15 protein-coding genes are annotated in these 21,710 nt (G+C 42.6%); 3 read left to right on the top strand and 12 right to left on the bottom strand.

Annotated elements, in window-relative coordinates; genetic code table 11:
• Positions 1-48: 48 nt before the first annotated feature.
• The 6 genes from HC643_RS10070 to HC643_RS10045 form a co-directional block, all read right to left on the bottom strand.
• Entirely contained in the window at positions 49-597 is a 549-nt protein-coding gene (locus HC643_RS10070) for a serine acetyltransferase (RefSeq protein ID WP_038087066.1), read from the bottom strand.
• Positions 590-2,014, bottom strand: coding sequence for an O-antigen ligase family protein (locus HC643_RS10065; RefSeq protein ID WP_038087068.1), 1,425 nt, complete (start codon positions 2,012-2,014; stop codon positions 590-592). The genes HC643_RS10070 and HC643_RS10065 overlap by 8 nt, the downstream gene beginning before the upstream one ends.
• Positions 2,015-2,016: 2 nt before the next feature.
• A complete protein-coding gene (locus HC643_RS10060; RefSeq protein ID WP_038087070.1) occupies positions 2,017-4,143 on the bottom strand; it encodes a GumC family protein in 2,127 nt (708 codons plus the stop codon).
• Between the two features lie 54 nt (positions 4,144-4,197).
• Positions 4,198-5,388, bottom strand: coding sequence for a glycosyltransferase family 4 protein (locus HC643_RS10055; protein ID WP_038087072.1), 1,191 nt, complete (start codon positions 5,386-5,388; stop codon positions 4,198-4,200).
• 103 nt (positions 5,389-5,491) lie between these two features.
• A complete protein-coding gene (locus tag HC643_RS10050) occupies positions 5,492-6,709 on the bottom strand; it encodes a glycosyltransferase (protein ID WP_038087126.1) in 1,218 nt (405 codons plus the stop codon).
• Positions 6,710-7,308: 599 nt separating this feature from the next.
• Positions 7,309-9,942: a M1 family metallopeptidase gene (locus HC643_RS10045; protein ID WP_038087074.1), complete on the bottom strand. Its 2,634-nt coding sequence runs from the start codon at positions 9,940-9,942 to the stop codon at positions 7,309-7,311.
• A gap of 433 nt (positions 9,943-10,375) precedes the next feature.
• Between HC643_RS10045 and HC643_RS10040 the strand changes: the two genes are divergently transcribed.
• From HC643_RS10040 to HC643_RS10030, 3 genes are all read left to right on the top strand, one after another.
• Positions 10,376-12,049 carry a DUF3352 domain-containing protein gene (locus HC643_RS10040; RefSeq protein WP_038087077.1) on the top strand — a complete coding sequence of 558 codons (1,674 nt, stop codon included), beginning with the start codon at positions 10,376-10,378 and terminating at the stop codon, positions 12,047-12,049.
• A 259-nt stretch (positions 12,050-12,308) separates the two neighbouring features.
• Positions 12,309-13,229: a class I SAM-dependent methyltransferase gene (locus tag HC643_RS10035; RefSeq protein ID WP_038087080.1), complete on the top strand. Its 921-nt coding sequence runs from the start codon at positions 12,309-12,311 to the stop codon at positions 13,227-13,229.
• Positions 13,222-14,202: a PrsW family glutamic-type intramembrane protease gene (locus HC643_RS10030; protein ID WP_038087082.1), complete on the top strand. Its 981-nt coding sequence runs from the start codon at positions 13,222-13,224 to the stop codon at positions 14,200-14,202. Before HC643_RS10035 ends, HC643_RS10030 begins: the two co-directional genes overlap by 8 nt.
• A 6-nt stretch (positions 14,203-14,208) precedes the next feature.
• On the opposite strand, the gene HC643_RS10025 is transcribed toward HC643_RS10030, so the two are convergent.
• From HC643_RS10025 to HC643_RS10000, 6 genes are all read right to left on the bottom strand, one after another.
• Positions 14,209-15,198 (bottom strand): glycosyltransferase, encoded by a 990-nt coding sequence (locus tag HC643_RS10025; protein WP_038087085.1) that lies wholly within the window; start codon positions 15,196-15,198, stop codon positions 14,209-14,211.
• A gap of 839 nt (positions 15,199-16,037) precedes the next feature.
• Positions 16,038-16,907, bottom strand: a complete 870-nt coding sequence (locus HC643_RS10020) for a 6-carboxytetrahydropterin synthase (RefSeq protein WP_038087087.1) — start codon at positions 16,905-16,907, stop codon at positions 16,038-16,040.
• Positions 16,908-17,047: 140 nt separating this feature from the next.
• A complete protein-coding gene (locus HC643_RS10015; RefSeq protein ID WP_038087088.1) occupies positions 17,048-17,758 on the bottom strand; it encodes a J domain-containing protein in 711 nt (236 codons plus the stop codon).
• A gap of 269 nt (positions 17,759-18,027) precedes the next feature.
• Positions 18,028-18,990, bottom strand: a complete 963-nt coding sequence (cysK, locus tag HC643_RS10010) for a cysteine synthase A (protein ID WP_038087090.1) — start codon at positions 18,988-18,990, stop codon at positions 18,028-18,030.
• Positions 18,991-19,078: 88 nt separating this feature from the next.
• Positions 19,079-19,516 carry an RrF2 family transcriptional regulator gene (locus HC643_RS10005; protein WP_038087130.1) on the bottom strand — a complete coding sequence of 146 codons (438 nt, stop codon included), beginning with the start codon at positions 19,514-19,516 and terminating at the stop codon, positions 19,079-19,081.
• 219 nt (positions 19,517-19,735) lie between these two features.
• Complete coding sequence (locus HC643_RS10000) at positions 19,736-21,511, bottom strand: iron uptake porin (protein ID WP_038087092.1); 1,776 nt, start codon at positions 21,509-21,511, stop codon at positions 19,736-19,738.
• Positions 21,512-21,710 lie beyond the last annotated feature (199 nt).

The following is a 21,710-nucleotide window of genomic DNA, read 5'->3' as shown; positions in this document are numbered from 1 at the left end:
TTTTGTTACTAGTTGTTAGTTGTTGGTTGTTGGTTAGTGGTTGTTCTACTAACCACTAACCACTAACATAGAAGACACTGTTTTATGTGTCATGCGAATAATTTTTGCCGGATTGCCTGCAACAACAGCACCTATAGGAACATCTTTGACAACAACAGAACCAGCGCCAATCACTGCATTATCGCCAATTGTAATTTCACCGAGAATAACAACGTTAGCACCAATATCTACATTGTTGCCTATTTTTGGAGAACCACTAATTGACCCATCTAGGAGTTTTTTGTTCCCTATAGTTGTAGAATGTCTGAGAATGCAATTGTTCCCAATTATGGTTTCCTGATTGATAACTAGTCCCCGCGCATGATGTAGTTTTAGTTGTGCTCCGACTTGGGTATTCCAGGGCAATTCAACACCTAAAATCCAATCGACAAGTAGTAAATATATACCACAATAAAACTTTGATACCCAAGAAAAGGGAGTTGGTAAATAGCTAAGTTTTTGGGCTATCCGAAACATTAATAATATGAGACGGCATTTTAAGCTTGTGTCTTGATTGATTTTCCAATCTTGTAGTATGTCATTCATAAATTTATTCATATTTTTCACTCCAATTCCAACCTACGACTGCAAATAAAGCCCACCAGTAAAAGAAAAGAGTTGTATGACTCCAGATATTTTCTGTAATCATTCCTATAGGAAGAGATGCTAGAATAGCTAATAAAATAAAACACAATTCATATTGTCGGTTGTTACGAGGTGTTTGATACATTAACTGAATTAGACGGAATCCTTGAGCTAGGAAAAAGCCTATATAAGTCACAAAACCAAGAATTCCTCCCTCAATCATCGCCCTAATGTAGTCATTGTGTGGTAAGAATCCATTACCAGCGACTTGAACGCTCAAACCCAAACCGTAGCCTAAAAATGGATACTCTTGCCATCGGTTGAGTAGTAAATTCCACTGAGAAAGCCTCCAGTTAAAGCTATTATGGTCTCCCTCAGATAACAGTATTGCCCGTGATATATCAATATCGGGATTGAGAAGTGGTGTGTTGGCAATTGAAGCGAGGCGTTGTTGCCCAAATTCCGAACTGGCAAATAAGGCAATAACAATCCCAAAGAGCAATATTCCACCAATTAAATTCAGCAAGCTCAATCTCGGAGCAATCAAAACCAAGACAAAAACGGCAAGCATCATCAAGCTAAATAAAGACTTGGTACTGACAAACAATAAAGTCAGTATGCCAAGCAATACCAACCACAAAGCCCGATGCTGTACCCATTTCAGTTTCCACCATGTTAAACCAATAAACAATAACAAGAAGGTGACAAAGGTATTTGCCATACCAAAAGTACCTCTAATGCGCGCACCTTCAGATGCCAATGCACCAAAACCGCCTCCACCCCCACTAGAAAGCATGGGAGGTAGCAGCGAGGGCAGAAACATCTGCATTAACGCTACTGATACTGGTACAATGAGAGCTAAAAAAAGTCTGGAAACAAATTTCTCTGGCGAGATTTTATCCTTAAGCTGCATCACGAGTAAGTACACCATTGCCCAAGTTAACAAACGCACCCACTCCCGAATAGCTTCTGATAAAAATGGAGCCCCCAGCCCCAATGCTCCTAATGGTAAAAGTATGACCCACAGACTTTGTATTATCAGCCAACCCACAAAGAACCACCAAAACTTATCAACCTTCACTGGTTGACCTGTTAGTAACTTCACTGTTACATAAAGTATGGTGAGAGCGTCTACTGCGATCGCAAAAACAGCCGGTAATTGTAGAGACGAAAAAGCATCCAGAGAACTACGCAGGATTAATAAACCGATAACTGCTTGCTCAAACCGCGCAAAAAAGTAGAAAAGAATTGGGATTGCACACAAAGCCAATATCAGGTATAGGGGCTTGGTACCAACAAAAAATCCTATCGCAACACCAACCCCGACACCTGCTAACCCAATTAACAGCCCCAAATGATTGGAACGACTTGAGCTTTGATGCATCCACATTGTTATTTAGACCTCGAACTTGTCAATTGCCTTCGCGGTAGATAACCGTTAACAGAATACTGGTAGTATTTTTCCGTCTGATTTGTCATTCCATTGACCACAACTCCTAATACAGGTATGCGATTTCGCGTTAACTCCGATACACTTCGGGAAAGAATTTCCTTCAAAGTAAAGCCGGGACGTGTAACTAGCATGACTCCATCACTTTGTTTGGCGAGGGTTGCTGCATCAGCGCAGGCGCTGAGAGGTGGCGTATCTAAAATCACAAGATCGTAATTTTCAGACGCTTCTGCTACTAAAGACTTCATGGCAATTGACTCTAGCAACTGTGACGGGCGTCCGTGCAATTCCCCACAAGTCAGTACATCCAAGTTCTCAATATCTGTTGATTGCACTGCATCCGCTAGAGATATATCTCCTTCGAGCACATCACTCACCCCTGGTTTACCAGCCAGATTAAACAGCGTGTGTTGTTCCGGTCTTCGCAAATCTGCATCAATTATCAATGTCCGCCAAGACAGCATACCCGCTATAGCTGCTAGGTGCGAGGCGACGATAGATTTACCTTCTCCTGCAATGGAACTGCTGACAACAATCACCCGCATCCGATCGCTGCGAAACTCCAGGGTTTTAAAGAGCATGCGATATGGCTCAACCAAGCTCATATTATCTAAGAATCGTTGCGATGGTTCGAGAACGAGTGTCTTTGAAGGGAGTCTTGGCAGAACTCCTAGCAATGAGAGCTTGAGTAATTCTTCTGCTTCTGATGCATCGCGCAAGGTATTGTCCATCATTTCCAGAAGCAGTACTATGGAAGTGGCAAGCAACGTTCCCAATACAGTTGCAAGTACCAGTACCGCTGGTTTTTTGGGAGATGTGGCGGAGGTTGGGGGTTGAGCCTCTTCAATTATGCGGAGATTTCCAACCTGTTGCGCTTCTGCAATCCGTGCTTCCTCGTATTTACCTTGTAGCAATTTTAAAGTCTCTGCCGCTTCTTCTCGCTGACGCGTGAGAGGAGTTAGATTTTGCTGTTGAATTGGGAGTTGTGCAAGGCGAAGTTGGAGATTAGCGCGTTGAGTCTGAACGCTTTTCAGCTTATTTTCCACCGCCGTGCGTTCGATATCATTGGCAATGAGTTGGGCGGAGAAATTTTGGCTCACCTGGTCTGCGGCTACATTGTTGGGAGAAACTGGTCGCTCTCCAGAAGAGACGCGGTTGAGTCCCTGAATGTACAAGTTGCGAATGGTGTTTCTCTGATAAAGTAACGATCGCACATCTGGATGGTCTTCTGTATACTTTGCACGAGACTCAGCCAGTTTTGTTTCTAATTCTGTCAACTTAGTTCGCAGCTCTTTGAGTTGTTCGTCTTGACCGCCGCGTACAGATGCATAAGCACTTTTAAGGGCTGTCGCATTGGTAATTTGCCTCAGTGATGCATCTTGCGATCGCAACTCTCGCAATTGAGCAGACAAAGTCCGCTCCTGGTTTTCTAAAGCTGCTAGACTATCCACCAAACTCTCGCTTTGCTTGGTAAAAGAAATAATACCACTACTTCGCCTGTATCTGTTTTCGGTCAGTTCGGCATTCTCTAGTTTCTCGCGAGCCTTGGGGACTTCCATTTCCAAAAACTTCCGCACGTTAGCGGCTTCTTGGCGGATTGTATTGGCACTTTCTTCTTCCATTGCTCGAGCAACGGAATTTAGTAACTGAGCAGCAAGTTTTGGGTTTTTACTTTGATAGCTTAATTGCAGGATGTTAGTCGCAGGGACTATTTTCACTCCCAAACCTTTATTCAGGTCTTGAATTTTGACCTGAGTTGTGCTTTTGTAAGAACTTTTAAAGATTTGCAGGGCGCGGTTTAAAACTCGTTGGGACTTGACTAATTCCGCCTGATCGGCTAGCGGACTGGGACCACCTGGCGTATTTGAAGACACTTGCGATAGGTTGCGACCCAATTCAGAAACGCTTGTTTGCTTGCTATCAAGCATCAATCGCGCTGAAGCTTCATACTGACTTGGGGTAACTGCAAGGTATGCGATCGCACCACCAATCGTAGCCACAAACGCTGCGACAGCAGGTAAACTTCGCCTCTTTAACACTCCTAAAACAGATGAAACACTTTTTTCCATACAATACCTTCCTTGTTAGGCGTTGGTCGTTCTTCAGAAATAACCACCAACCACTTACTTTTTACCTAAAACCTCGGCTAACTCTGTTTGGTTTTGTTCCAATCCCCTCAAAGATGCAGGTGATTCTAGAAGTGTTTTGTAGAGGTTCAAGTTGTCAGTAGTAATGCGTTCCCAGCTGTAATTCAGTGAAATGTGCCTTTTTGCATGGACTGCCATGGATGCTATTTCATGAGGATGAGCGATTGCCCAATCCAAAGATTGAATGCAAGAATCCAAACTTCCAGTGGTAAAAAGCGTTCCTCGACTTCCACCGAGTAGTTGCTTGTGGGGAGGAATATCGCTAGCCAAAACTGGTACTCCTTCCCGCATAGCCTCCAACATGGCAAGAGGTAGCCCCTCTAGATCGGAAGGCAGAGCAAATAACCCCGCCCCCCGAACTATTTCCCAAAGACGAGGTCCTCGAAGTTCGCCTGCAAATACGATATTTCGGTTGTGAGCTATTTTTTCTAATAACTGTGAGGTGAAAGATTTGGTATCGCTTACACCTCCAGCCAAGACGAGTTTCCAACCCATGGGTTTCAAAGCATTAAAGGCATCTACCAGTAAATCGGGGCGCTTTTCCGGTACAAGCCTACCTAGAAACACAACATAGCGTCCTTTCTCAAGCCCTAACTGATTGCCATAGCCAAAGTTTGGATCTGACTGACCATAGCTAGCTGGCGCGTTGGGGATATAAACTGTATTCCTGCCATAGGTTTGCAAGAAATAGTTTTGCAGTGCATCCGAGACAACGACCAATCCGTGAGCAAAACGCACAGCTGCCTTTTCACCGGTTTGAATGACGCGAGTGGAAACACTACCCCACTTGGCGCGTTGCCAATCCAGACCCTGACAGGTTACAACAACTTTTGCAGAATTGATAACTCTTGGCAAACAAGTAAACAAAGATGGGCCGAGAGCGTGGAAGTGGATAATATCATATTTCTTGGCACTAACAGCCACCGCTCCCAAAGCTGAAGTGATAAAAGCATCGATACCTCTCAAGTTCAAACCCGGTACGGAAATGACTTGCACGCCCTGATAATCATAGCGTTCCAGCCACGAACAATCTGTGTAAGAGCAACGGGCAAATAAATCAACAGAATGCCCTTGTTTTACCATTCGAGGATAAACTTCCGCACAATAATGTTCAATTCCTCCTTGTTTGGGAGGTAAACCTTTAGCACCAATTACAGCAATTTTCATAAGAATTCAGTCTTTACCTGTAATCTGAAATGGGTTAGTAGCGGTCCGTTTAAATCAAGCGTTAAAAGTCTAAAAGGAGAAAAACTCCAGCACTTTTAACTATTCACACTCCCACAGCCAAACTCGCTTTTTGCTCCCAACGACTTAACATATCGCTGTAAACGTCACGAATTACTGTACGAGCTGCGTAGGGCTGCGCCTCACGCACGCACGCTTCTGCTGGATAGTCCTCTGGATGTATTAGAACTTTGCGTATAGCCTCTGCTAAACACGTCGGAGTCCTTTCCAAACAGACAATTCCACTTTTCACTCCAAGTAGCTTTGGAGTTTCACCACATTGAGTGGTCACTACTGGTGTCCCACTAGCAAGCGCTTCTAGAACGACCAAAGGTAACCCTTCATATTCACTGCTTAAAACAAAAACATTGCAGATACGATGCAGGTGTGCAATTTCCTTTTGGGTAACTGCTCCAAGCATCGTAACTTGACTGGATAGTCCTAATTTAACAAGTTCTGCACGAACATCTGCTGCTAGCTCTCCATCACCCGCAATTAATAAGTGAACGTTGGGATCGCTTAACGCCGCAATCGCACGTACAAGTAAGATAGGGTCTTTTTGGGGATGAAGCCGACCGGCAAATAACACAAAACGCGTCTGCTCAGCCAAACCAAGTTGAGAAGCTAGTTCCCGCCTTTTAGCTTCACGCTGCTCTCCAGTCAAAGAATAAAAAATTTCGTTGTCAAAAGAATTTTTTATATATTTAACACGGTCTTGGAGGGTGGGGTATTGCTGTTTGTACAGCTTGGTTGCATCAGTATTGCAAGAGAGAATTTGATCGAATTGACGAACTAATAAGCTCTCTAGGGTATAGTACGCTGCAGGAAATCGTCGCCAGAGAATGGCTTTTTTGTCACCACTTGCCTGCATTTGTGTCCTAATATCGTTGTGGATAAAAAGTGTTTTTTCTCCCTTCCAAGAAAAACTAGCTAGTGTTGGCTCAATCCTGTGAAAGTGCATAAAGTCTGACTCAAAACACTTTCCTAAAAGATTCGCCGTATATTTTAGTGTTGTTGGTATCAAGTTCCTAACATTATCATTTTGCAATGTGAATAACGGTAGAAAACTAATTTCTTTGCCAGCAAATTCTGCTTGCTGCCATACACCAACAGGTTTTTCCGGACAATCCCCTGTTCCTACAAGTCTTACTTCAAACTCGATTGGAGCATACTTAATAAAGGTCTTTATAAGTGTCTGAATTCCTCCGATTGTTGTGTTCCAAGGATTGAACTGGTAAAAAATCGTGAGAACAGGCTTACGCATTATGACCACCCTGCACAGTTAGGTGCAATCGCTCTAATGTTTTTTATTTTTAAAAAAAACTTTAAAAAACTTTAACGATTTCCTCCTACAAACTAAATAAATTTATGAGTTTTTGCATTCCCCCAATAGTAGTATTCTCGATAATTGAATTGTAAAAATCCTTCGTGCCTCCCTGTATACTTCACTGATGCTCAAACTTTTCTTTACGTAAAATACGTAGAGAAATCTTTTACTTAACTAAGGGACGCGATCGCAGACTGCGATTGATTCAATAAATTTGATGACGGTCTTCAAATAATCTAGTATTTTCTACCATTAAATTTAGTGACAAGGTTAAATCTTCACAAAATCTTCACAACTCTTGTCTTAATTTTTACATCGCCTTTCTGAAAAATAAGCTATATTAATATATTTTATATAAATAATCCGACACAGAATTTAATGTTTAATAGGAAAAAATTATCATAAGACTGAGGGCAGGGATCGGGAGATCCGTTGCCTTCATCTGCAGTTGCCAATACTGCCATACAGAATTGGGGCATATAGAAAGACGCGCCGTGGCGCGTCTGTACAAAAAAGATATAGCTGGGCAGATTGCCTTACTTAGATTTCGCTTCTAAGTTCTCTAAACGACTTCTCAGTTCCTGATTTTGTTGCCTGAGTTGATCGACTTCAGAACGCAGCTGACGCAACGCATTATCGGAACCAACACTCTTTTGAACCCGAGAAATTTCTTCTTCAGCATAGCGACGCACTCGCCCATCTGGTGTTTGATCTGCTATGGCTTGCAGTGGCGCGATCGCTTTTGGTGTTTCCATTTGCCCCAAGGCTGTCACCACTGCTAGTTCAGTCAAAAAGAACGTTTCCCGTGATATCTCTGTCAATCGTTCCAAAATCTTTTCTAAATGTGTCGTTTTTTGACCTACAGAAATCTTTCCTAAAGCACGGATTGCAGCTAAACGAAGCGGTTGCGGGACACCCTGCTTTGTATACTCCATCACCAACTCTAATGCATCTTCCGAGGTTTTGAGTTGTGATAAACCTGCGATCGCGCCACTTCGCACGACTTCATTCCAACCACCCTTGTCTTCCAGAACAGATTTCAGCAACTTAATAACCTTGTCTTCCTTTATTTTCAAAGACGCGGATGCTGTTGCAATTGTACCGACAGCACGAGCCGTTGCTGACTCCACATAATAACTAGGATCGCCTTTCTCAAGCAAATCCTTCAACGCCTTGTAACTGTTAGAAGTTTTAATTTCACTCAGTGAGTCTACAACAGCACGACGCACTTGAGCATTCTTGTCTTGCAACCCAACAACTAAAGCATCAAAAGCTTGATCTAATTTAATTTCTGCAATCTGTTTTGCCACCTCAGTACGGACGCCCCAGAAAGGTTCCTTAACGAGTGCTGCAGACAGTCCCTTCAATGCTTCCAAACCACCTTTCTTTGCCAAAGCCTCAGCCGCATAAATACGAGAAATGGGGTCGGGGTCAAATTCCAACTGTGCTTTCAACTCTGGGATCGGGTACTCCAAAGACACCGTTTTCAACCAATGATTCCCTACATCAAAGGTAACAAATTGGGGTTTTTCTTCTAACGGGAAATAAAAACTTTGTTCCCGTTCATAGACGCGCACGGTGAAAGTCTTTAAGTAAGGAGATAAGAAAGAAATGTCTCCCTTGTCTCCCTTGTCTCCCTTATCCTCTTCCTTAACGTATCCAAAAGCGATAGGAATTCTCAGGTCAAACAAACTGTTATTGCTACCATTGTTATCCAATTCTGCCTGAGTTTGAGTGACTGTCACCTTAGCTAATTTGGAATCTCCATCCCAGGAGTAAACCACTTTAAAATCTGGATGACCGCCACGATAAACGTACTGGTCAAATAGGAACAGGAGATTGCGCCCGGTTGCTTTCTCAATCGCCCGCAGCAAATCCACTGTTTCTACGGTATTGTGAGCGTTATCCCGCACAAATGTTTGGATTGCTTTCCAGAACAACTCTTCTCCCAATTCCGCCCGAATCATGTGATAAACACACGATCCTTTCTCGTAGATATGGCGATCGTAAAGTTCAATTGCTTCTCGATAAACGTGAGTTACCATCGGGCGGCGGTAACGCCCGCGATCTTCCGCCAGATAACTCCGAGCTTCTAACAATCGATAATATGCTGCTTCTTCTGCACCATATTCTCGTTCCGTCCACATAACCTCTGAATAAGAAGCCATACCTTCCTTAATCCAAGCATGAGACCAATGCTTGATCACCACCAAATCGCCAAACCACTGGTGCGCCAATTCATGGACTACCAAGCTTTCCGTATTGCGGTTATCGAGTGCGGCGCGTGCATCCAGCAAACACCTATCTGTCAACAGTGTCGTTGATGTGTTTTCCATTCCGCCAAAAATGAAATCATCAACACACACTTGAGCATACTTGGGATAGGGGTAGGGATAACCGTACTTCTCACTCAAAAACTCTATCATTTGCGGAGTTTTGCCCATACTCCGCTTGGCGTCTTCCTCGCGCCCTTTTTCTACATAGTATGTTACGGGAATGCCATTCCATTCATCGCGAATTTCCGTAAAATCACCAACAGCAAGAGTCATCAAGTAAGTTGGATGAACCTGCTTTTGCAACCAATGATAAATTTTGTCATCGCCGTCTTCATCTGTAGCGATAAGTTCGCCATTGGAAATTGCAATTAGAGGTTTGGGAACGCGAAGGCGAATTTCTGAAGTTGATAGCTGTCCGGGATAGTCAAAACACGGGAACCAAAAACGAGAATCTTCGTCTTCCCCTTGAGTCCAAACTTGAGTGGGTTTGTTGGGGTAGTGTTTGTCTGCTTCTATAAAGTAAAGACCCCGTTGTGGTTTTTCTGCTGAGTAGGCAATCGCGATCGCAAGCTGCTTGTTAATCTCAGTTGGTACATTGAGGTAGATCGACAACTGCTTTCCGTCGTATTCAAACTGTTGTGAGTTGCCATCCACTTGAACCGACTTAATATTGAGATTAACGGCATCCAGAACCAAGCGCTCCAGACCATTACGGATAGGTGTTAAAGTAATGCTACAAGTACCGTGGTAACTTTTGTTAGGAATATCTAAGCTGAGGTCAAGAAAAATATGCTCTACCTGTCCGGGTTTATCTGGATTGTAGTGCGGTTTCGCCCCCGGTAACTCAAAAGACTTGTATCGGTTACTTTCTGTATCAAAATAAGACTGCGACATCGATGTTTACTGACCTTAGAAACCCTGAAAACTCTTAAATTCAAACATTGAGGCGACAACACGATCGTTTCGTGCTGTTCCCCAATTCATCCCATACACCCTAATACTTTGCACCCTGTTATCTCTGTACGGGCATTTTGTACCAAGAAAGTTTAACATTCTGTAAAAATATCCTAAATCTATATAGCTTAGAATAGCTTGCCACTATCTTAAGGAATATATTTTTCAGATAAAGAACTTTCTTTTGCGGATTGGCATTTCAAACTGGTGTAGTCACTCTAGAATCACTAGAAGACCTGCCCTGTATAGAAGTATTCATTTTATCAGTAATTACCGAAAAGTTAACAGCAAATGAATTAACGATTCCGAAAACTCCACAATGACGTTTTTACTAACCTCTAAGACAATTTGAAGAAAATAGGACACTTTAACAATGCCTGAAAGTAAATCTAAGAATAATTTTTTAATTCCTGCTATAGGGACTGCCACAGTTATAGTAGGAGGTATAGCTGCCTACATGTACTTTAAAGGTGGTCCTCAAGGAAATGTCTCCGATGCTCTCAATGCTGCCAAAATCGTTCCAGATGAAGCATTAATGGCAACTTATATTTCTACCGATCCAGCAGTTTGGGCAAAGTTAGAACAGTTTGGGACACCAGAAGCACAGAAGATAGTTGCCAAAGGGCTAGAAGACTTAAACAAAAGCCTCTCAACTGACAACAGTATTTCTTATGAAAAAGATTTAAAACCTTGGGTAGGTGGCGTAATGATTGCCGTACTCCCGCCTAAGACAGTCAAGCCCGCGCAGAATAGCCCGCAAGCTTCCCAACAATCCAACGTCCTCATGGTGGTAGGGATCAAAGACAAAATTGAAGCTTTGAACTTTGCTACGAAATTAAAAGGACAAAAAGACTTAAAAATCAAAGAAACTGACTATAAAGGCGAAAAAATTATAGAAACTTCTGGGAAAAGCTCACCTACGTACACCGCTATTTTAAATAATACATATGTAATATCGGCAACAGAAAAGCCAGCAATAGAAAGTGCGATCGATACATTTAAAGGACAGCCTTCCTTTGCTAATAAGGAAGGTGCAAGTAGCTTGCTAACTCAAGGTGTCAACGTTGAAAATACTGTTGCCCAAATCTACGTACCAGATTACGCTAGCATGGTACAGCAACTGATCGCTACCAACCCACAAACAACACAATTACCTCCACAGACATTGTCACAATTGAAACAAGTGAAATCTATGGTGGCAGGTATCGGTATTGACAATGCAGGTGTACGGATGAAAGCAACTGCTAAATTAGATCCCCAACTTGTAAAATTCCAATACCAAAATACTGACTCTAAAGTTGTATCGGTATTTCCCTCAGAGACAATGGCAATTGTGAGCGGACAGGGAATCAGTAGTTGGTGGACAACAGTTGTCGAACAATCAAAAGAGGTTCCTGAGTTAAAACAAACCCTTGAAACAGCCCGTCAACAACTGAAGTTTGTTAATATTGACCTCGATAAAGACGTTTTTAGCTGGATGGATAGGGAATTTGGAATTGCTGCTATCCCATCTAATCAAGGCGTGTTGGCACAAATTGGCTTTGGCGGAGCATTTGTCTTTCAAACAGGCGATCGCAAAACGGCAGAAGGTACCCTTAGCAAATTAGACACACTTGTCAAAGGACAATCATTAAATGTTGGCAAAAGAAATGTCGGCGGTAAAGAAATCACGGAATGGCAAATTCCCAAACAAGGAGCATTATTATCACACGGTTGGCTCGATAGCAATACCTTATTTGTAGCGATCGGCGGTCCAATCGCAGAAATGATAGCAGATCGTAAAGGTCCAAGCTTAGATAATAGTGCAAACTTCCAAGCAGTCACCAACACCTTGCAAAAACCCAACGGCGGCTACTTTTATATAGATATGGATAAAACTGCATCCTTAGTCAATCGCTTTGCCACCGCACAAAAACAACCCATTTCCCCAGAAGCCAGTGCGATCGTGAGTTCCATTCGTGGTTTGGGCGTAACGGCTACTAGCCCAGACAAATCAACCTCTCAAGTCGAGATGTTATTAGCATTAAAACCCAAATCTGGCAATTAAAATTTGTAGATGCCCCCCAGGTCTTTCCCAGGCGGAGCTTGGGAATGCCTTCTTAATCTTGTATTCACGCCAATAAGATTTTTCACATACTCTCGTTTCCAAGCTACAGCTAGGGAACGAGAGAATCACCAATCGTCGCTGACCAGTCACTAGTCTCTGTTAAGAAGTTGATTCGAGAGTGAAGATTGCATCGCGTTGAGCTTTATCATATTTGATAGACAAGCGCATTCCTCATTCCAAAGGTAGATCGAGATTAGTGATGAACACGGCTGTCAAAAATACTTCAGGATTAGCTTCACGCTTCATAAATGGAGTCCTTGCCATCAAGCCTCTCGCCAACCTAGCCAAACATCAAGCTAGGCAAATGATGATCGAACGTGCTGAGAAAATTGGTGTCAATTGGACACAAGAAGTACGCACGCTACAAACACGAGATTGGACAAAGGATTTTGCCAAAGTACAAAACACACAAATAACTTACCCAGATTACTATTTGCAGTCTTTCCACGCTTACGACAAAGGAGACCTCTGTTGGGAAGCAGCGTTAGAGGTAGAGGTTGCTGCTCAAACCGTTCATGCAACTTTGTGGGGCAATGCTACAGCAAAAGGAGATGCTCTACTACGCCAAAGTTATCATAATATCGTGGCAAGGCAACTCCCCAAGGCACCACAAGCTATTTTAGATATTGGGTGTAGTGTAGGTATGAGTACATTTGCACTGCAAAAAAATTATCCTCATGCCAAAATTACTGGCTTAGACTTGTCTCCTTACTTTCTCGCTGTTGCCCACTACCGCAGTCAACAACGCAATGCCAATATCGACTGGGTTCACGCCGCAGCTGAATCAACAGGGCTGCCAAGTGCTTCTTTTGATTTTATATCCATGTTCTTGATTTGTCACGAGTTACCTCAACTAGCAACCAGACAAATTTTTGCGGAAGCCAAGCGTCTGCTGCGTCCGGGGGGACACATAGGAATCATGGATATGAATCCCAAATCGGAAGTGTATCAGAAAATGCCTCCCTACGTTATGACTTTGCTCAAAAGTACGGAACCTCTGATGGATGAGTATTTCTCATTCAACATCGAGCAAGCGTTAGTGGATGCTGGCTTCGAGACTCCCACCATCACTCCCAACAGTCCGCGTCATCGCACAGTCATAGCTCAAGTGCGTGGTTGATGTACTGCTAGTCTTGTTGGCAGTGCTACCACCACTGCTTCTTTTGGTGTACTACTACAGCCGCATTCCCACAACTATCTCTTTAATGCGGCTGCTGTTATTCTTTGCTCTTGGGGCAATATCTGGGTTTATTGCCCTTTACTTGGAACTGGTTTTTGAAACAGTAGTCCAGTGGGTTGTGAATTGGCGTATCATTCAGCGATCGCTATTTGGTGTTGTCCTGCGACAATTGATTGAAGTGGGTCCAATTGAAGAAGGTTGTAAGTTAGTTACGGTCATTGCTTTAACTAAATATTTTCAACATCGGTATCGCTTACGCAGCAGCACGGTTTTCCTTTTTTGTCTGGCTGTGTCATTGGGTTTCACGGCTGAAGAAAACTGGGTTTATCTTTTTCACGGCTTTCAAGGTATACCATCAGTTGTAGAACGCTTGATAAGTACACCCGTACACGCCATGTTTTCTGCACCTTGGGGATACGCTTTGGCGATGCTTGTAAACGCCAGTATTTACTCAAGCCGACATAACGGTCGAGTTTCTCAAGCATGGTTAAACTCTGTTATTTGCCATGCTTTAGTCAACGTTTTATCAATCGGCGGTCGCTACTCTTTTCCCTGGAGCTTGCTCAGTTACGGATTATTTCCGTTCTTGCTATGGATGTTTTTGCGACTAGAAAAGTACTTACAAAAGCTGCAAGGTCAAGATCCAAGGACTCTTATCTCTGGTTTGACATCCAAACAACACCTGTGGAGAGAATTTTTGATGCTATTAACCTTGATGCTTGGTGGAAATGCCATCTTTGTGCTATTCACCTTAACCAGAAATTTGAGCGTCCTGAATAGATTGCAACTTTTTGACATTGACGTAGCACTGTTTGTTCTGAGTCGCTTATCACTCAGCTTGATTCTCGGGCTTTCAGCGTGGGCTATCTACCGCTACTTGCGTCGCTTAGCTAGCCGCCGCCGATATTTTTAATTTTATCTATATAGCTAGAAATTTACGTGCTAAAGGACGAGGAACGAGCGACAGGGCGAATGCTGCGACTGTTCTGAGGTTAAACTTTTGCCACCGTAGCGCGTGCAAAAGATAAGGTCTTGCTTCTTGAGTTTGTTCGGCTTTCAGTAAACCTATAGCCAAGGTTGTGTGTGCTTGCAACCATTTTTCTTGGAAGTAATCCTTGAACTCTTGCAAGCGTTCATCCTCCATAAATTGTCGGTAGCAGTAAATCCCTGCTTTTCCTGCACGAATTTTTGACTGAATACTTGAAGCGCCGCTAACAAAGGTTTCTGATTGAGTGTGTACGCGGTACCTGCTGAGCCTTTCAGGAGAGTAATATGCTCCTCGTCCAGTACGACATGCAAGGTAAGTTAAATATAAATCCCAATAAGAGCCCATTTGGGGTGGAAAATCATCCCAGTCAATGGCATCTTTGCGAATTATAGTAGCCACCGCACTCGGAACAGCTTGATGAACGAGTCCAATTTCATAAAAAGGTTGGTAGACTCCTTCTTGTAACTGGTCTCGCTTCCAACGTAGGGTATTTTCCTCTGTAGCCGCAGTATCAATCTTACCTTTTGAATCTATTATGTAGTGGTCGCTGAATGCGATCGCTAAATTCGCATCTGCTTCTAAATGTGGAACTAGCTTTGCCAAAAAGTCTTGATTCCAAACATCGTCATCATTCAAGCTGGCAACATATTTTCCTCGTGCTTCCTTGAAGGCACCAATCACGTTTAAGGCTATGCCTAAATTCTTGGTATTGCGTTGGAACCGAATACGCGAGTCTTGAAAAGAATCCACAATATCTTGTGGGTTCTCTACACTACCATCATCAGACACAACAATCTCTAAATTTTTATAGGTCTGGTTGACAGCACTTTCTATGGCTTCTCTAAGATATTGAGGGCGATTGTAAGTAGGAATAACGACAGTAACTAGTGGTTCTCGTAATTGGTTCTGTGCTTGTAGCATTTTTACTCCTTTCGATTAACTTACCTTTTGCCAGCAGACGCAACTTTTTTTTCTTTTCTTAGATCTGCATTTCAGAAAAATCAAAAATCAACAAACCTTGCTTTAAATGATAGCATTCACTCGTTTAATATAGACGTTTTATTGAATTTTTGTGGTCTCTATATCCTTTAATTGTCATTTTGCTACAAGAAAATAAATTATATTTGCAGATGAAATGATAAATATTTCACGACCTAAAAGCCTTTATTTTCAAGCCTTTATAAATTTTTTCAATCTCCTATTGTGTTAGCGTCTAAAGAACTCGTTTATTTTTTTGTTATTTTTATTTCAACTCTATTTGTAATTCAAATTACAAAAATTAGAATATGTTTTTTCTACAACAGTACTGGTGCTAGCAAAGTATAAATCTAAACTTATTATATTTGACTCAATCCTTACAATATCCGTCTTAGGGAAGAATTCTCTCAAGATTTTATTAACTGAAGGTTAATAGATTCATGACGAACTTCACTTAAAAAAAGTTGCACAATTTAGATTTTTTAAAGAAAAAAGTATCTTCCCTTTAGCTAAATATTGTTTTAACAAATAAATTTACAGGCATAACATTTTAAAAATAAAGGGAGATATAATCAATAAAAATTCCTGCTATATTAATTAGAAAACAAGGCAACAGAGTCAGCTAATGTCAGCAGGCTTGCTCAAGCAAAATTGTTAGCTAATATTCTATGTAAGTGCAGAATTTAGATGATTGCCAAAAGCTTATAAAATTACAAAAGCCTATCGCAATGAAAAATCTTTGGATAGGCTTGATAATTCTTTTGTTGTTCTTTGTATGAACGCTAAACTCGTACTAAAACAGACTCGTTCTGTAAGGTGTTGGCATTCGAGTCAGAGTCATTGCAGTAGATTTCACAAGAATTGTTAGGGCTTTCGATTAATTTAACTTTATAGAGCTTTGCACCTAATTCTTGAATAGGCGATCGCAATAATTGACTGATGTGAAGTGCAATATTCTCAGCAGTGGGAACCACTTCAGCAAAATAAGGTATGTCTTTATTGAGGAAGGTATGGTCAAACGGCTCAACCACGTAATCTTCAATGATTTGATTGAGTTCTCCCAAATCCACAATCATGCCAGTGCGGGGATTAATTTCCCCTTTCACAGTCACTTCAAGATGGTAGTTATGCCCGTGTCCGTTGGGACGAGCGCATTTGCCATAAATCTCGAAGTTAGCTTCATTGCTGATATCGGGATGAGCAAGCCGATGAGCGGCGCTAAAGTGAGTGCTAAGAGTGAGGTAAGCTTCCATTGCGTTTCCTAAATAATCAGCCCAAAGTTCAGGATGTTCGTAAAGCTGCACGCGAGCAACAGGCAGATAAGGTGCCAATTTGTGCCAAATGACCCGTGCAATATTTTCTGTAGTAGGCAGAGTTTGTTGAAATTCTGACCACACATCGTTAAGATAGGAAAAATCCAACTGACTGGTGACTTCGCGCTTGATAACTTGTTTCACATCAGACAGGTTTAGTACCATGCCATATTTGTCTAGTTCCCCAAAGAGAGAGACATATAAAACATAGTTATGCCCGTGTCCGGGAAATTTAGAGCAAGCACCAAATTGCTTGATATTTTCTGCATCGCTCAGTTCTGGTAACCAATAGCGATGGCTTGCCGAAAATTGAGCGCGGCGATTTACAATGCATTGCATGAGTATGTGGAAGCAAAACTTAATATTTCTTAAATTTTTCTGCTTCCAGCATAAACTAATTTTGACTTAAATTACACCACTTTAGGGGGCAAGGAAGAATAATCGATTGACAAATAAAAACAATACCTTAATGTCCCGTTCTAAGCGTATGCACGCATAGATTCCTGGGCTTCACGATACAAACGATTTGCAATGCGGAACATTTCTTGTCCCGTATGGAGATAATTCTCGTCATAATTTAGAGGGTAGTATTTTAACTCATCAAGTCCATCGCCAATTTGATTGAGGCAATAGTAGAGATGGGCAGCGGTTCTTGCTAAGCTTGGAGGATTGGGTAAAGAACGAAATTTAGTTTGCGCTTGCTTGAGATCGTCACGACAAGCGTCCAAGTAATCTTGAAATTCATCTAGAAGAACGTCATCAAAGGGATCGGCAGAAAGTTTCTCTATTTGCTCTTTTAAAGAATAAAGAATACGGTAAACCAAACGGTTCACAGGCTGATAAACAAAGTGCAACCACTCTTCGATTTGCTCATCTGCTTCTTTTCCTGTTTGCCGAGTTGTTTGGTATTGCTTTTGCGCTGAGGCTGTACGCTGTTGGCGACTTCGACTTGCTTTGTCGGAACGCTGGCGCAGTTTTTGGTCGTAATTTTGGCGATTTTGAACATCTCCCAAAACCTCATAAGCTGCATTAATGCGTATGATAGCGTCTGAGTCCGAGGTTTCCTGGTTGCTGTCTGGATGAAACACTTTTACCAAGCGACGGTAAGCTTGTTTAATTTCGGCTTGGCTAGCGTCAGGACGAACTTTAAGTGTTTCGTAGTGATTGTTGTAATTGTTAGTCTCTGCCATTACTCAAATTTAACTGGTCACTGTTTACCAGTCACCAATCACTAGTCACTGGTCACTGGTTACTGGTTACTCATGAGACCAGTGTGCTCCCTTGTGCGTGACATGCTCATTGCCATAGGAGGGTTATCCTCTACAGGACTTCTCCTGTTGGGGGTTCCCACACCGTAGTGACTGGCGTATAGCCCTTGCGGGCAAACAAACACAGCACGCAGCATCACCTGCATCCGCACATTGCGTCTCCGATAGGAGATAGGGTCACTGGTCAAGTCTTAACTTATGCTAGCGGCTATTTTGGGTTCCAAGTCTTGGAACAATGGTGTACTTAAATACCTTTCACCAAAGCTGGGCTGAACCATAACAATCAAGCGCCCTTCGTTTTCTTTGCGTTGAGCAACCTGAATGGCCGCACACAACGCAGCACCACTAGATATTCCTGAAAGAAGCCCTTCTTCTCTTGCCAAACGACGACCGTAGGCAATAGCTTCATCATCTGTAACAGAAATCACTTCATCTATAATGTTTACATTCAGAACTTGAGGCACAAATCCCGCCCCAATTCCCTGAATTTTGTGAGGACCCGGTCTTCCCCCAGCCAAAACTTGGCTGTTAGCTGGTTCAACTGCGATCGCTTGAAAACTGGGCTTGCGGGCTTTAATCACCTCTGCCACACCTGTAATAGTACCGCCAGTACCCACTCCAGCTACAATTATATCAACCTGTCCTTCCGTATCTTCCCAAATTTCTTCAGCTGTAGTTTCCCGGTGTATTTTAGAGTTAGCCGGGTTGCGGAACTGCTGCAACATATAAGCATTCGTTGTTGTTTCAACAATTTCCTGTGCTCGCCGAATGGCACCACTCATGCCCTCAATTCCCGGTGTGAGTTCAAGTTCAGCGCCAAAAGCCCGCAGCATAGCCCTTCTTTCAGAACTCATGGTTTCAGGCATAGTTAAAACCAAGCGGTAACCCCTAGCCGCCGCTACCATTGCCAAAGCAATCCCCGTATTGCCAGAAGTCGGTTCCACCAATACCGTCTTCCCTGGAGAAATTAAACCTTCTTCCTCGGCATTCTTAATCATGCTCACGCCAATACGGTCTTTCACTGATGCAGCTGGGTTCATGCTTTCCAACTTCACGACAATTCGAGCAACACAACCTTCTGCTTGAGGAATGCGATTAAGTTGTACTAAAGGAGTTCGCCCAACAAGTTCTGTAATGTCGCGTGCTATTCGCATATTTTTTTCCTTGGTTAGTAGTTAGTAGTGAGTGGTTAGTAGTGAGTGGTCAACGACTAACCACTCACTACTAACCGTTAACAATTAATTAAATGTAGTACATAATGTCCAACTGCCGACGAGAATCTCGCTTTTCACATAAATCAGCAAGTGTATACTTTTGCAAAACTGCATTTGCTGCTTCCATTGCTTCAAGCCAAACATCTTCGACAACAGCGTTATCTACAGTTTTAGGGTTAACGTCCTCCTCAGCAGTTCGCACGTCCAACCCTTCCAAACAACCTAAAATCTCAAACAGAGTTATTTTCCAGGGGTCTCGCGCTAGCAAGTACCCACCTTTAGAGCCGCGCTGGCTTTTGACTAAACCGCCACGTCTTAAAGTTGCTAGTAGTTGTTCTAAATAGCGATCGGGTATATTTTGCTGTGCTGCAATTTGTCGGATTTGTAGCGGTTCCCCGCTTTGGTGGTGAATTGCGAGCTCCAGTAAAGCAAGAATTGCGTATTCTGACTTACACGATAGTTCCACAGGCAACAAATAAAGGATGAAGGATCTAGGATGAAGAATAAAGATTTTTTATACTTTATTACTTTATCCTTCATCTTATTCCCATTATACTCCGGTTATCCACTAGGGTTTGTTCTTTTTAAAGGTAAATTTCCAATAAAAAACCCCACCACAAGGTGGGGTTTTTTGCTAATGGCTAATTGTTAATTTACGATTAGCCATTACCAACTAGCAATTAGCCTAGAACGTAAATGTTGTTCTCAAAGTACCGACGAAAGCATCGTCATTGTCGCTGTTTTGACCGGGTGCTGTCAGCCAGATAACACCAGGAGTGATGGAAATGTTTTCGTTGACTTGATACTTGTAGAAACCTTCAACATGGTACGGTGTATCGTTACCAGTAAAACCAGTACGGTTGCGGGAATAGGGCTCTGCACCAGCAAAAATACCTAAAACGTTACCTCTCTTACCAAAGTCAGGTAGGGCGACGCCTACTCCGTAACTCCAAGCCTCAAAGTCATCATTGGAACCGAAGCCTGTTACATCATGGTAGGAAATAAAGCCACTGATGGAGAATTTGTCGCTTGGTCTGATGGCTGCGGATAAACCGTAGGAGTTACTTGAAGATGCAGTGCTCAATCCATTGGCTTGTGCAGTACCTACCACAGGAAGGTTTGTGTTACCAGCGGTACCTGCTAGTCCACCTGCATCAAATAGATTGCTACCAGAACCGTGATAACCGTGAACGTAGGTTGCAGCTAATGCAATTCTTTGACCCAGGTTAAAGTTCAATTGTCCTAAAGCAGCATAGTTACCGTTGAACACACCTGAACCCAAACCGGGGTTATTTGGCTCTGATGCCAAGTAACCTACAGTTAAAGAACTGGGTCTGAGGATACCGCCACCTTTACCAAAGTTAATATTTAGCGCTCCACCTGCACCCCCACCAATCCGGTAGATGGGGTTTTCAGAAGCGAAGGTAGACAATGCACCATTACCACCGTCGTAGTCTTCAAAATAGGGGTTATTGGTGGCTGCATAGTCACTGTGAATACCGCCAGTGGCTGCTACGTAAAGTTGAGCAGGTCCAATGGGAACGTAGTAAGCCAACCAATCTAGCTGGACATCATTACCGTTGTTGTTGAGGTTGAAGGTCTGCAAACCTTCAGCACTGGTGTTATTGTTAATACCACCAACGTTAAACCTATTGGCATTACCAGCCGCAAGACGAGTGTGCAAAACGTCTTTACCTGTGAAGCTAGTTTGTAAGTCCAAACGAACTCTATTTTGGAAGACAGTGTTGTTGTTGTCACCCGTGGTATCTCCAAAAGCATCAGTGAGAGCGAAGATTGCTTCACCAACGAGTTTGGTTGTGGTTGAGAACTGGTTAGCTTCCAATTCTGCAGCCCGTGCTTCTAATGCATCAACTCGACCGCGTAGAGTAGCCAGTTCTGCTGCAAATTCTTCTTGCAACCTTTGTAAGGTAGCTAAATCTTCTTTTCTTACCAAGTCAGCTGTTGCTGTTGCAATCAGTTCATTGACTCTATCCAAACAAGCGTTTAAACCAGCCGCAAATTCATAACGGGTTAAAGCCCTGTTACCGCGATAGGTTCCGTTAGGATAACCAGCAATACAACCGTAACGTTCTACCAAAGACTGCAATGCTTGGAATGCCCAATCTGTTGGTTGTACATCAGAAAATTGAGAAACAGATGTTACCTGAGCTTGGTTTTGACCTCTGCCCTCGTTGGTGTACTGATTGACTTGGTCTAACACGTTGTTTTGTGTTGCAGGCTGCGCTTGAGCCACTACTTCTGGCTTTTTGGCAACTTCAGCAACACCTGAAGCTGTTGATGGGGATGTGAAAGCCTCTTGAGTCCCTACTTGTGCGACTCCTGCTGTCACAAATTCACTCTCTGTGGGATTTTGAGCAGCCATTGCAGTTGCGGACATCAACAATGTTGCGCCTAAAACTGCAGGACTTACCACTAAAGATTTCCACAAGATATTAGCCATTTTTCCTCTTCTCCTCACACCTTATATAGATAACTTTGTTTGTTACAACTATTCCGGATTCGCCAGTTTTTGTTGATACTTGTGGACTAGGCATATACGCCCTCTACACACCATTTTAGTTTTTGCCAAGCTAACGATTAGTTAATTTTAGGTAAAGAATTAATGTAATTAACTTATGCAAAAACATAGCTGCATAGTT

This window comes from Tolypothrix bouteillei VB521301, assembly GCF_000760695.4.
GTDB lineage: Bacteria > Cyanobacteriota > Cyanobacteriia > Cyanobacteriales > Nostocaceae > Scytonema > Scytonema bouteillei_A.
The sequence above is the reverse complement of the archived record's forward strand: the minus strand, read 5'-3'. Positions and strand labels throughout refer to the sequence as shown.